This is a genomic window from Psychrobacter sp. 78a-MNA-CIBAN-0178 (assembly GCF_040309625.1).
GTDB classification, from domain to species: domain Bacteria; phylum Pseudomonadota; class Gammaproteobacteria; order Pseudomonadales; family Moraxellaceae; genus Psychrobacter; species Psychrobacter okhotskensis.
The window spans coordinates 403,745-415,323 of sequence record NZ_JBEOOZ010000001.1 but is presented as its reverse complement, the minus strand read 5'-3'; the positions used below and the strand labels follow the sequence as shown (position 1 = coordinate 415,323).

Sequence of the window (11,579 nt, the reverse complement as noted above, 5' to 3'; positions counted from 1 at the left end):
AAAGGTGCTAGGGTTTAGAACGCCTCTTGAGGTAAAATCTAGCTTCGGGTGCGTTGCACTTCAATGTTGAATCCAAGTTATATAGAAACCTGAAAGAAACAACAGTTTTTATTACATTTAATTACAATTTACTGTCTTGCTACTAACCTGCTTTCATGACAAATTAGAGTCATACCAAGGATCAAAACGAAGCAGATTTTTATTTTGGTAAAAAATTGGCGATACTAAATTGGCAATACAATAATACGTCAGTTTTTACCGAAAATTTTGTAGCGGTCGTTGGTAAGGCAAGATGATAAAGGCAGGAATGCTATCTCATCTGTTGATTGTAAGTCATAAATAAAAGGACAATAATATGAATGTTTCTATCAGTGGTCACCATATCAGTGTTACCGATGCGATGGACAAAGCAGTTCGCGAAAAACTTGAAAAAGTAGAGCGTCACTTCGATCAGATACAAAGTATTAAAGTGATCTTATCGCTAGACAATAGCGGCGCAAGTGATGGTGGTAAAAAAAGCCATAAAGCCGAAGCGATTATGCGAGTCTCAGGTCAAGAAATGTTTGTCCAAGCACTTGAGGATGATATGTATAAAGCCATTAATGAGATGGCAGACAAGCTTGATAGACAAGTGCGTAAATACAAAACCCGTCAAGAGCGTAAAAAAACTCAGGGTGCAGGGCGTGATGGACGCTATGAAGACCTTACTACCGCTGATGTAGCGCCAGCCGTTTAGTTTTATTATGATTGACGCTCAATATATAGTGGCTAATAAACCCATAAATAGTATAGTCATTCCACTATAAAAGTATTACAGCGTTAACCTCGCTTGAAGTATCACATATACATCTACACTCGGTTGCCTTGTACTACTTTTAAATTGAATCGACTATATGAATAAATAATATAAATAGCCCATCGATTGAGTAATGACGTAATAAGCAATAAAAAAGACCTCAAACGTATGTAACGTTGAGGTCTTTTTATTGGCTATCATATCGTCATTCTTTAACGCAAAAGATGGTGCAATTAATAAGGTTCAGTTTGTCTTAACTACTAGTTTTTTCGAGGTGACTATCTTCAAGTGGCTATCTTCAAGTGACTATCTTCAAGTGACTATCTTCAAGTGACTATATTAAAACGACTAACGAATCAACCGCTAGCCGCCACCAACTGCTTGTACTACCTCAATATTCATCCCTTCTACGATACGTAGCTGACCAAGTTCGCTCTTTGGGATCAGATCTCCATCGACCTCGACCGCATAGCGACCTTCGCTAAGTCCTAGCTCATTGATGACCAATTGCACGGTTTGATGGGTGGTCTGTAGGTGTTTACCATTAACACTAATGGTACTCATAAAATGTACTCCTTAATTGGTTAAAATTCCTTTTTTCGCCATATCGTTCAGTGACATCATTGTTATCTATCTTTTTCGCGGCTGTTAATAACTGTGTACGTCAAACAACTACCTTGCTCAAGCGAAACGCCGAAACAGCCAGCCATAGCCAACCTGCAATCATTAAGACACCTCCAATAGGCGTGATTGCGCCAAACCAACGCGGCGCGCCCAAGGTCATTGCATACAAGCTACCAGCAAATATAATCACGCCAACCTGTAGCAACCATGCGCTCGTCTGAGTCGTATAGTTCAGGCGAATAAGGATGCCAACGAGCAACAAACCAAGGGCATGGACAAACCAATAGAGCGTTGCCGTGTGCCACCATTCAAGCTGCTGAGTATTAACCATGCTTTTGAGACCATGAGCCCCAAACGCGCCTAAAGCAACGGCGACGGCCATATTAATCGCTGCAATAGCTATCCAATTTACCATGCCCAAACTCTTATCATTAGCCAAGCCTATCAATAGTGCAGAATAGAATGTTTGCGCCCGCCTTATTGAATGTCATCGGGTAAAATAACACTATCGATGGTCATGGCATCACGAATTTTATCCATGGCATTTTTTTCGATTTGGCGTACGCGCTCAGCCGAGATAGAGTAAACCGCTGCCAATTCGTGCAAGGTGGATTTTTGCTCAGACAGCCAGCGCTGCTCAACGATATCGCGTGAACGATCATCGAGGGTATCCATCGCCGCAATCAGTGCTGATGAGTTGTTCTCTTCCCAATCCGATTCTTCTACCATCTCAGCAGGATCGATACCATCTTCTAAAAACAGCTGCGGCGCATAACGACCGTCATCATCATCGCTAGATTGCGCTTCAAACGAAGCATCATAAGAGGTGAGACGCGATTCCATCTCAAGCACTTGCTTACGAGTGACATTTAAGTCATTGGCAATGGCATCTGCTTCTTCTAATGTTAGCTGATTATTGGTCTTTTTGAGACTGCGTAAGTTAAAGAACAACTTACGATGCGCCTTGGTGGTCGCGACTTTGACAATGCGCCAGTTACGAATCACAAATTCGTGAATTTCCGCTTTAATCCAATGCACTGCAAAAGAGACCAAACGCACGCCTTTATTCGGATCAAAACGCTTGACGGCTTTCATTAACCCCAAGTTACCTTCTTGGATGAGATCCGCTTGTGGTAAACCGTAGCCTGAGTAACTGCGTGCGATGTGAATCACAAAGCGCAAATGCGACATAACGAGTAAGCGTGCGGCTTCCACGTCGCCTTCATCATAATAGCGATGGGCAAGCTCTTGCTCTTGCGTTGGGGTTAAAATAGGGATTTGGTGCACTGTATTGATATACGCGCCCAGATTGACCCCAGGCGCTGATAGATGCGTCGGCATCGCTGGCACTAAGTCACGCGTACTCGTATCTTCAAATGCACTCGCATCATAAGGTGGACGCGCAGCAGCAGCTTTTAGAGCTGCATCGCGCGCTTCGTTTTTTTCAGGCGCTGCGCCATCTTTTTTACGTGTTTTCGCAGCATCATTAGCAGTAGTAGCCATATTCTTGACCTTGGTTAAATAGATAAACAAACAGTCAGATAAAAATCTTTATTGTTGTAATTGTAAAGGATAGCGACGCTTAGTTGCTATCAGTTTTGGTAATGATGAAGTGATATATTGTATCGCAATGCTGGGATGATATGCCATCAGCCAGCGCTTCGTTGATAACTGGCTTAATGTCTTTATTGGTGACTTCGTTAACCATCAATTTTAAGCTGGGAGTCGTTCCAGCCTGTTGGCTTTGTTGACAAAAAGCGGTGATATCCGCTTGCGAGTTAGGGTCAGTGGCCACCACATATAACGACTCGCCCGCTGCCACCTCACGTAATGCCACTTTGGTTTTTAACAATGGCATCGGGCAGGCAAGTCCACGTCCGTCTACCAAGTTCTTTATAATAAGGGGTAGCTGCTTTGAGTCGATCGTAGCACTCAACTCAGTATCACCCTCATAAGAGGCAGACAATAAATCTAATAATTGGCGAATAACATGCTGCTGCGTATCAGACAAACTGGCTGGCAAACAGACAGAATAAGAGCCTGTTACGGTGATTAACTGACTGTCAGCGGACATAAAACCTACCCTTAAAACATTAAAACTGGCGTTTACAACTATAGAGAATTCAATAGCCTATTATTATTAATATTAACTTATCAATAGATTTGAGCCATTAATTAAAAAACAATAATGGCAAAGTCTCTCTACCGTGCATCATTATAGCAAATTGCCGCTATGTAGTTGCAGTTGAATATAGTCATCGTAATGTTTGGCTCACTAGAATAACTAAGCAAGGTGTCTTTTCATGGTGATCTGTGCAGATTGCTAGCAATAAACAGGCTGAAATTCAGCTCTAATAATTACATGGTTATGTTGCACAATAGTGACGCGCAGCCAAGTTATTGGTAGTTAAATGCAGACTAGAATTGACCTTATATAAACAAGCTCGTATAGTCAAAATTACGTTGTTATCAATCGGATAGGATGCGCATTTGTATCACTCTAATAGACAGTCGCTATGTGGTAAACCAGACGTCAATGTCTCGAATGCGTGTTTCATCGTTAAGGATGCACAAGACATGATATCGTCTACACCCAAGCAAAAAACGGCTCGTTTGCTCATGCCCCATGCCATAAAAATTGTCGTATCAGCTGCCTTATTGACAATGGCAACTGGCGCCAATAGTAGCGAAAGTACCGCTGCGCCATTTGCCTATGACTCGTGGCAAGGCCCAGCTTCAGACGCGCTCGATTTACCTAACTTACGCGGGCAAGGGCTGAGCTTTGCGGAGCAATATCAAAATAAGCTACTTGGCGAATGGTCGCTACAAAATATCAATGGTCGTGTCAAAATGGAGCACGATCCTTGGGTGCAAGAAACGGTCAAGGAGATGACGTGGCGGCTCAATGCGCAAGCGCGTCAGCAAGCACCCTTGGGCGTGGTCATTATCGACAATCCCAGTATCAATGCGTTTGCCGCGCCAGGCGGCGTCATCGGCATCAATACAGGGACGATACTGGCTGCGAGTAGTATGGATGAGCTGGCCAGCGTCGTCGCTCATGAAGTCGCGCATATTAGCCAACGCCATTACGAAAGCGGCGTTGATGAACGTAAAAAAGCCATGCTGATGCAAATAGGTGGCATGCTGGCCGCGATTGCCGCATCAGCGGTCGATGGTGATGCGGCAGCGGCAGTGATGATGGGCAGCCAAACGGCGACGATGAATAGCAGCATGGCGTTTAGTCGCAACAATGAGCGTGAGGCTGATCGGGTAGGGATGCAAATCATGACCCAAGCTGGATATGACCCACGGGCGATGCCCAGCTTTTTTGCGACGATGAATCAACAAAGCCAGCTGAATCAGACAGCCAATCGGTTTTTACCCAGTTTTGTACGTTCACATCCCTTGAGCAATGAGCGCTTGAGTGAATCGCAAAGTCGTGCGCAGCAGTATCCAACCATGTCATTAAGCCAGCAACAGCGTCATCAAGCGCTGTTCGATTTGCTTTATTGGCGTGTACAAAGTACCGGTAAGCATGCGTCTGAGACCACCTTGACGGCAGCCGCCAAAAACAGCTTAGGGGCCAAACTGTCACTGATGACTTGGTATAGCGAGCAACAACGCTTTACTGACGCCAATGAGATATTGGCGGAACTTGTTGCGTTACCAGTGGCGCGGCGGCAGGTGTTAGAGCCCTTGTTGTCGATTACCCACAGCCAAATTCTGAGCGAGCAAGGCAAGTGGCAGCAAGCCGCCGAGGTATTAGAGCGTCAGCAGCGTCTGTATCCTGAGCGCCGTGATTTGCGGTTGTATTTGGCTGAGGCGTTGACCAATAGTAATGAGCCGACCAAGGCACAAGCTTTGTTAAAACCTCTGACCCAGCAGCAGCCAGCCGATCGCTATGCTTGGCAAAGCCTACAACTGGCCAATGAAAAAATCGCTAAAACCACTGATTCTGCGCAACTTAAAAATATTGCTACCATTAATGCGCTACGTTATCGCAGCCATGACCAGCTCTGGAATGGACGTTACGAGCGTGCACTTACTTCCTTAACACAGGCCAAACAGTTGGCTGAACGTATGCAAACGACGGGGCAAGCAAGTAGTGCACGTCCGCTATTAGCGAGCATAAATGCAGAAATTAAAGACGTAAAAACCGCCAAAGACTTTAAGCCTTAGGCGGTTATGTGTATCTTTGAATCACCATTTTTAAAATTAGCACACGCCCTAGGCATTGATATTAAACAATGGTGTTTATTACAAAGCTATCAACCTTGCAACGCGTCTTTTACCAGCTTAGAGATGAGCGCTGGATCCGCACGACCTGCGGTTTTATTTTTTAATACGCCCATCACACTGCCCATGTCACGCATAGAGGTAGCACCTTGCGTGGCAATTTCGGCATTTACCAGAGCAGTAAGCTCATCATTATTCATCTGCTTGGGCATGAACTCATTGATGATATCAATTTCGAACTGCTCTTTGGTTGCCAAGTCGTCACGGCCATTTTCGGTAAAAATGCCAAGTGACTCTTGACGTTGTTTTAGCTGCTTTTGCAAAATTTCTAACACGCCTGCATCATCAAGCTCTATTTGACGATCAATTTCAATTTGCTTGATAACGGAATGCACGTTACGCAATACCTTTACGCGTTCAAGCTCACGGGCTTTCATAGAGGTTTTGATATTGTCTGACAGGGTTTGTTTAAGGTCGCTCACTGTTATTATCCTTATAAGGTAAGTTTGTTGATGCGCCGTCTGCGAAAGCGCTCCTTTTAATGAAAGACGCTATTACTGGCAGTATCGACCGCAATAACAAAAATTGTAGCATAAAAAACGCCACTGATATCGATGGATAACAGTGGCGTTAGTGTAGCGCTTGTACTTAACTAATCGTATTATCGATTAGTACATACGAGTGGTACGAATAGTTTCGCGTTGTAATTTTTTCTTATAACGCTTTACCGCAGCTGCTTTTTTGCGCTTGCGCTCTTGCGTTGGTTTTTCATAAAATTCACGTTTACGCACGTCAGATAATACACCGGCTTTTTCACAAGCGCGCTTAAAGCGGCGGATTGCGATATCAACTGGTTCGTTTTCTTTAACCTTAACTGCAGGCATGAAGACTCCTTATGAGGATGAGATATAAAGGCATTAGTTTGGTTGTGTATTAGTATTTAGCCGTAATATCTCAAGATTACAGGCATCAACTCAAACTAGGATAATCTTGTACTATAGCACAAGGGCGAGTATTTTAATAATAAATGCGAATAAAGTCAATGGTTTTCATGCATTTATCTCTCAGTATGAGTAATTGAAAAATATTTGGGCTAGCGCATTTTTTACAACCTATTAGGAAGTTTTTGGGTTTACTTATCTTGTTTATATTTGGTTAAATCCGTCACAGATAATCCAACAAAAAATCCCTACTGTCTATAACGGTTTGTCTTGTCTTTATGCTATGATAATTTCTATATAGTCAGTGACACACTAATGATTTTTGGGCATTTTATTGAGGATGTTGGAATGAAAAAAACAGTACTAAATACGGCTTTAAGCACCGCATTGTTGGTCGCTCTTGGATTTAGCGTGAGTGCTTGTAGCAGTGATAAAGAAGGTGGGTCGCATGAAGTAAAAGCCGTTGATCGGGTAGATGAGGCCGCCAAGCTTGCTCTTGCCAATGGACCTGAAGCTGAAGAGATGGATTTTCCAGAAACCGCACCGATGCCAGCGACAGATATGGCAGCGGACGGTACGGCAGTTGACGGCGCTACCACTACTGAAGCAGGTGCTGATACGGATATGGCTGACAGTGCCGATGCGACTAGTACTAGTACTAGTACGGATACAGCAGCTACTGATACTAATGCCGCCACGCCCGTAGCGGATACCGCAACGACTGACGCTGAAGCAACTGCCAATTAATAGCGCTCAATGTGCAAGGCCGTGACGGATTTTATGCGCTGTAATGACAGCCGCTAAGATGAACCCTTATATAGAGGTATGATCATGAGTAATAAGCAACCGCGTATGAGTTTTGGTAAATGGACATTGTCGGTGTTCAGTATTAGCGCGTTACTGGCGCTTAGTGCGTGTAGTGGTGACAATACAACGGCTGAAGAACCAGCTGCGGTCAGCGAATCAGCTGACGCCGTCGCTGTCGAGCCAGCACCGCCGGTCGCTGAGCCTGAAGTGGTGACGCCCGAGCCTGCCGTAGAGAGCGAGGTCAGTGAAGCGATAGAAGAGCCAGTAGCCGAAGCCGAACCTGAAGTACTGGCTGCGGACGCTGGGGCCAAGCTTTATGAGGCGCAGTGCAAGATGTGTCATGCACAAGGGCTGTTAGAAGCGCCAAAATATGGCGATACCGCTGCGTGGAGTGCGCGCATTACTAAAGACAAAGAGACGCTGTATAGCCATTCTGCTAAAGGTTTTAATAAGATGCCCGCGCAAGCGATCAATGGCGTCACTGAAGCACAAGTGCATGCTGCGGTTGATTATATGTTGGCGTCTGTGAGCTGATGGGGCGTATTGCCATATATTCGCTATTGAAATTTGTTAAACTGACCGTCATTGTGACTGACAATGGCGGTTTTTTTATGCACGTTTTTAATGGCATAAGACGAAAACGCTGCAAAAGACGATATGAAGGCAAGAGTATGAAAGTATTGGGTTTAGAGACGTCTTGTGATGAGACGGGACTGGCGATTTTTGATAGTGAGCTGATAGACACTGACAATCAAGGTTTGCTTGGGCAAGTGCTGTATTCACAAATAGAGCTGCACGCACTCTATGGCGGCGTCGTGCCTGAGCTTGCCAGCCGTGATCATATTCGTAAGCTGGTACCTTTACTTAATGAGCTACTAGAGCAGTGCGATATCAAGAAAAGCGAGATTGATGCCATTGCCTATACCAAAGGGCCTGGATTGATTGGCGCGCTGATGACCGGTGCTTTATTTGGACGCAGCTTGGCGTATGGCTTAGATATTCCGGCGATCGGTATCCATCATATGGAAGGGCACCTGCTAGCACCGCTGATGGGCGCAAATCCTCCCGCCTTTCCGTTTGTGTCGTTACTAGTGTCTGGTGGGCATACCTTGCTTATTGCTGCTCATGGCGTTGGTCAATACGAGATATTGGGTGAATCAATCGATGATGCCGCTGGCGAGTGCTTTGATAAAGCCGCCAAGATGCTAGGCTTGCCTTATCCTGGTGGTCCTAATATTGCTAAATTGGCTGAAACAGGCGATCAAAACGCTTACAGTCTACCAAGACCGATGTTACATCGCGGTTTAGATTTTTCTTTTAGCGGTATGAAAACAGCGGTGCATAACCTTATCAAAGATACCCCTCATTCGGAAAGTGGCCCTGACGGTGATCCACAAGTTCGTGCCGATATTGCTGCCAGTTTTCAACATGCCATGGTTGATACGCTGGTGAAAAAATGCGTCAAAGCACTTAAGCAAGTAGAGATGAGCCGCTTAGTCATCGCTGGCGGTGTGAGTGCTAATAGTCATCTGCGTGAAACGTTAGAAGCTGAGCTGGCAAAAATAAACGCCACCGTCCATTATGCACCGCCAGCGTTATGTACGGACAATGGTGCGATGATTGCTTATGCCGGTTACGAGCGCTTGCAAGCAGGGCAGTCGGATGATTTGGCCGTTAGCTGTGTGCCACGTTGGCCGATGACAGAGTTGCCTGCAGTATAAAGGTGATGTTGATTGGGCGTCATGCCCATGTTGATGCTCATGAAAATTATCTAAAGTAAGGATGAGCTATGCAGTGGATTGCGATTGGTTTGGGCGCCGCATTTGGAGCGTGTTTGCGAGGGTGGCTGGCGCGCTTTAATCCATTGCACCATTGGATACCGCTAGGTACATTGGGTGCGAATGTCTTGGGTGGACTGCTGATAGGGCTAGCTCTAGTATGGTTCGGGCGGATGGGTACTGGCTTATCTGATAACGTGAGACTATTCGTCATCACTGGATTTTTGGGCGGACTGACGACGTTTAGCACTTTTAGCGCGGAGGTCTTTACCTTCGTCAATGATGGCCGTTTGCTGGCAGGATTGGCGCTTATCGGTTTACATGTGGGACTCACATTGCTAGCAACCGCGCTGGGATTCTATTTCTTTAAGTTGGTTTTGTAGCCGTTGATAGATATTAATCGTTTAGTGGTCTGTTATAAGTAGTTCCATGATAGCAGTCTATTTTAAGTGGTTTATTAATAGGTTTAAAGGGCAAAATAACTGATTCCCTTGGGGTATACTCAAATCAGGATTTAACGAGACTTAACTGTACGAAATAAGATGATTATGACGACATTGAAATTCATAGGTACTTTCATTCTAAGTGCTATAGGAATCTTAGTAACCGGATGTACAGAGCCAAAAAACCCAAATGAGCTAGTTACCGCTTATATACCAGCAGAAATATCAGATAAGGTATTTGTCGCCACTTTTCCACGTTGTAATAATAATGATGCTGGTGACTTTAATGAGTTTTCGACAAAACATTTGAGACTAAAATTTCAAGCGAAAACATTCTCAGGTAACCCCTCGAATAGTTATCACTGCCCTTCAGAAAAACTAGGTATGGTTTTTTATACAGACTTGAGACCACTTTACAGATTGATTGATTCAAATAAAACTGATGGTGAAATCGTTGAAAAAGTAGTTAGGGGTAAAGACTATTTTTATAATACTTTCCCCCCAGAGTCGCTAATAGAAAAAACGTTAAACATTGAGCGATTTTATGCCGACTCTAGTCAAGAAATGCTAGTAATAGATGATATGCCCAATCAGACCAGTCCATTAAAACTCATGTTTATGAAGTACCCTAATGAAAAACTTAGCTCTTTTCATAATTATTATGACTTGTACACCATACTGGATGATGATTTTTTATTAAAGTATCGAATTAGAATAATGAATGATGACTACAACCAAAGATTTAATCTGAGCGGTTACGATACGCAATTTGCGCAAGCGTTTAAAGATGTCATAGCAGCTGATGGTCGAGTGCTAGATCACCCCAAGATTATTCAAGGTTTTGTCGATAATAATGAGCGAGTCATAGAGTTTTTTAAAGCGCATAGACAGATTGTTACTAAAACCGAATTTAATAAGATCAACGATGCTGATCACACAATAGAATAGTTTTCGAGTAATGGCTTTGAGCCATATTAAACTCATTTACCATAACATTCGTTATGATATGAAAAAGTGACTAATATTTTATAACTATAAGAAAGTAATCAGTAATGAACCTACAACGGCTTCACTATCCCTTCTAGTAAATTTGCGAACCCTTGCATATACGCTGTATCTTGGCTAGATGTGCGCGTTGCTGCATACAACTGACAATGCACACCTGCACCTAACTTCCGCGAGACGACCCAGCCTTTTTTCTCATATTCCGCCACAACCCAATCAGGCAATGCAGCAACTCCGCGCTCACTAGCGACCAGCTGAATAAGCATCGCTGTCAGCTCTGTAGTACGAACATTCTCAAAGCTCACCTGTGCAGGCGTCATAAAGTTGGCGATAATATCGAGACGCTTGGCCTCTACTGGATAAGCAATTAAGGTTTCTTCAGTCAAATCACTGGGTTCAATAAATTCTTGTGCTGCCAAATCATGCGTGGGCGACAGTACCAAGCGACTCTCATACTCAAACAATGGCTGATAGCTGATACCGTCTATCGGTAAATCACTGGTGGTAATCAATAAGTCAATATCACCTTCCATGAGTAGATGATGCGGCTCAGGCTCAAACCCTGTGGCAAAGTCTAGCTCGACATCTGACCACTCACGGCGATAATGATTGAGTATCGGCATCAGCCAATCAAAGCAGCTATGACATTCAGAAGCCAGACGCAATCTGCCTGCCTGACCATGCGCTAAGCGCTTTAGATTGGATTTGGTACGGGTAACTTGCGGCATGATGCTATCTGCCAATGCCAGCACAGTCTTGCCCGCTGGTGTAAAAGTCAGCGGACGCGTGCGACGGTTGACCAAGCTAATATCGTAATAATTCTCTAGCTCTTTTAGCTGATGTGAGACCGCAGAAGCTGTCACATGCAGCTCATCGGCAGCCGCAGCAAGTGAACCATGCGCTCGTAGCGCGGTTAAGGTATTCAGATGACGAAGCTCGAGCATAAAGT

Annotated in this window: 14 protein-coding genes; 7 read left to right on the top strand and 7 right to left on the bottom strand. The window is 44.4% G+C overall.

The genetic code is table 11. The features are described 5' to 3' along the window. Positions 1–355: 355 nt before the first annotated feature. Positions 356–736: a ribosome hibernation-promoting factor, HPF/YfiA family gene (gene hpf / locus AAEY80_RS01770; protein ID WP_025651923.1), complete on the top strand. Its 381-nt coding sequence runs from the start codon at positions 356–358 to the stop codon at positions 734–736. Positions 737–1,159: 423 nt separating this feature from the next. On the opposite strand, the gene thiS is transcribed toward hpf, so the two are convergent. The 4 genes from thiS to AAEY80_RS01750 all read right to left on the bottom strand — a co-directional run bounded on the left by thiS (position 1,160) and on the right by AAEY80_RS01750 (position 3,494). Continuing rightward, the gene (thiS, locus tag AAEY80_RS01765) at positions 1,160–1,360 is read right to left on the bottom strand and encodes a sulfur carrier protein ThiS (protein ID WP_025651924.1); all 201 of its coding nucleotides are present in this window, start codon (positions 1,358–1,360) and stop codon (positions 1,160–1,162) included. Between the two features lie 100 nt (positions 1,361–1,460). Further along, the gene (locus AAEY80_RS01760) at positions 1,461–1,835 is read right to left on the bottom strand and encodes a DUF423 domain-containing protein (protein WP_025651925.1); all 375 of its coding nucleotides are present in this window, start codon (positions 1,833–1,835) and stop codon (positions 1,461–1,463) included. Between the two features lie 62 nt (positions 1,836–1,897). Further along, positions 1,898–2,761, bottom strand: a complete 864-nt coding sequence (gene rpoH, locus AAEY80_RS01755) for an RNA polymerase sigma factor RpoH (RefSeq protein WP_198015432.1) — start codon at positions 2,759–2,761, stop codon at positions 1,898–1,900. Positions 2,762–3,002: 241 nt separating this feature from the next. Then, positions 3,003–3,494 carry a sulfurtransferase TusA family protein gene (locus tag AAEY80_RS01750; protein ID WP_025651927.1) on the bottom strand — a complete coding sequence of 164 codons (492 nt, stop codon included), beginning with the start codon at positions 3,492–3,494 and terminating at the stop codon, positions 3,003–3,005. A 416-nt stretch (positions 3,495–3,910) separates the two neighbouring features. Here AAEY80_RS01750 and AAEY80_RS01745 point away from each other — a divergent pair, with 416 nt between their 5' ends. Beyond that, complete coding sequence (locus AAEY80_RS01745; protein WP_350587803.1) at positions 3,911–5,599, top strand: M48 family metalloprotease; 1,689 nt, start codon at positions 3,911–3,913, stop codon at positions 5,597–5,599. A gap of 89 nt (positions 5,600–5,688) precedes the next feature. On the opposite strand, the gene AAEY80_RS01740 is transcribed toward AAEY80_RS01745, so the two are convergent. Continuing rightward, positions 5,689–6,138, bottom strand: coding sequence for a GatB/YqeY domain-containing protein (locus AAEY80_RS01740; RefSeq protein ID WP_201577763.1), 450 nt, complete (start codon positions 6,136–6,138; stop codon positions 5,689–5,691). Positions 6,139–6,324: 186 nt separating this feature from the next. After that, a complete protein-coding gene (rpsU, locus tag AAEY80_RS01735; protein ID WP_025651930.1) occupies positions 6,325–6,540 on the bottom strand; it encodes a 30S ribosomal protein S21 in 216 nt (71 codons plus the stop codon). Between the two features lie 405 nt (positions 6,541–6,945). Between rpsU and AAEY80_RS01730 the strand changes: the two genes are divergently transcribed. From AAEY80_RS01730 to AAEY80_RS01710, 5 genes are all read left to right on the top strand, one after another. Continuing rightward, positions 6,946–7,344 carry a hypothetical protein gene (locus AAEY80_RS01730; RefSeq protein WP_201582448.1) on the top strand — a complete coding sequence of 133 codons (399 nt, stop codon included), beginning with the start codon at positions 6,946–6,948 and terminating at the stop codon, positions 7,342–7,344. Between the two features lie 84 nt (positions 7,345–7,428). Further along, positions 7,429–7,938, top strand: a complete 510-nt coding sequence (locus tag AAEY80_RS01725; RefSeq protein ID WP_025651932.1) for a c-type cytochrome — start codon at positions 7,429–7,431, stop codon at positions 7,936–7,938. 137 nt (positions 7,939–8,075) lie between these two features. Next, positions 8,076–9,125 carry a tRNA (adenosine(37)-N6)-threonylcarbamoyltransferase complex transferase subunit TsaD gene (tsaD, locus tag AAEY80_RS01720; protein ID WP_201578399.1) on the top strand — a complete coding sequence of 350 codons (1,050 nt, stop codon included), beginning with the start codon at positions 8,076–8,078 and terminating at the stop codon, positions 9,123–9,125. Between the two features lie 68 nt (positions 9,126–9,193). Continuing rightward, positions 9,194–9,565, top strand: coding sequence for a CrcB family protein (locus AAEY80_RS01715; protein WP_025651934.1), 372 nt, complete (start codon positions 9,194–9,196; stop codon positions 9,563–9,565). Positions 9,566–9,730: 165 nt separating this feature from the next. Continuing rightward, positions 9,731–10,573, top strand: coding sequence for a hypothetical protein (locus tag AAEY80_RS01710; protein WP_156915627.1), 843 nt, complete (start codon positions 9,731–9,733; stop codon positions 10,571–10,573). Positions 10,574–10,683: 110 nt separating this feature from the next. Here AAEY80_RS01710 and AAEY80_RS01705 read toward each other — a convergent pair whose 3' ends face one another. After that, the gene (locus tag AAEY80_RS01705) at positions 10,684–11,574 is read right to left on the bottom strand and encodes a LysR family transcriptional regulator (RefSeq protein WP_025651936.1); all 891 of its coding nucleotides are present in this window, start codon (positions 11,572–11,574) and stop codon (positions 10,684–10,686) included. Positions 11,575–11,579: the final 5 nt, after the last annotated feature.

What these genes read in the sequence shown, in the direction of transcription:
- hpf (WP_025651923.1), top strand. Translation starts at nt 356, where the DNA reads ATGAATGTTTCTATCAGTGGTCACCATATCAGTGTTACCGATGCGATG.
- thiS (WP_025651924.1), bottom strand. Translation starts at nt 1,360, where the DNA reads ATGAGTACCATTAGTGTTAATGGTAAACACCTACAGACCACCCATCAA.
- AAEY80_RS01760 (WP_025651925.1), bottom strand. Translation starts at nt 1,835, where the DNA reads ATGGTAAATTGGATAGCTATTGCAGCGATTAATATGGCCGTCGCCGTT.
- rpoH (WP_198015432.1), bottom strand. Translation starts at nt 2,761, where the DNA reads ATGCCGACGCATCTATCAGCGCCTGGGGTCAATCTGGGCGCGTATATC.
- AAEY80_RS01750 (WP_025651927.1), bottom strand. Translation starts at nt 3,494, where the DNA reads ATGTCCGCTGACAGTCAGTTAATCACCGTAACAGGCTCTTATTCTGTC.
- rpsU (WP_025651930.1), bottom strand. Translation starts at nt 6,540, where the DNA reads ATGCCTGCAGTTAAGGTTAAAGAAAACGAACCAGTTGATATCGCAATC.
- AAEY80_RS01730 (WP_201582448.1), top strand. Translation starts at nt 6,946, where the DNA reads ATGAAAAAAACAGTACTAAATACGGCTTTAAGCACCGCATTGTTGGTC.
- AAEY80_RS01725 (WP_025651932.1), top strand. Translation starts at nt 7,429, where the DNA reads ATGAGTAATAAGCAACCGCGTATGAGTTTTGGTAAATGGACATTGTCG.
- tsaD (WP_201578399.1), top strand. Translation starts at nt 8,076, where the DNA reads ATGAAAGTATTGGGTTTAGAGACGTCTTGTGATGAGACGGGACTGGCG.
- AAEY80_RS01715 (WP_025651934.1), top strand. Translation starts at nt 9,194, where the DNA reads ATGCAGTGGATTGCGATTGGTTTGGGCGCCGCATTTGGAGCGTGTTTG.
- AAEY80_RS01710 (WP_156915627.1), top strand. Translation starts at nt 9,731, where the DNA reads ATGACGACATTGAAATTCATAGGTACTTTCATTCTAAGTGCTATAGGA.
- AAEY80_RS01705 (WP_025651936.1), bottom strand. Translation starts at nt 11,574, where the DNA reads ATGCTCGAGCTTCGTCATCTGAATACCTTAACCGCGCTACGAGCGCAT.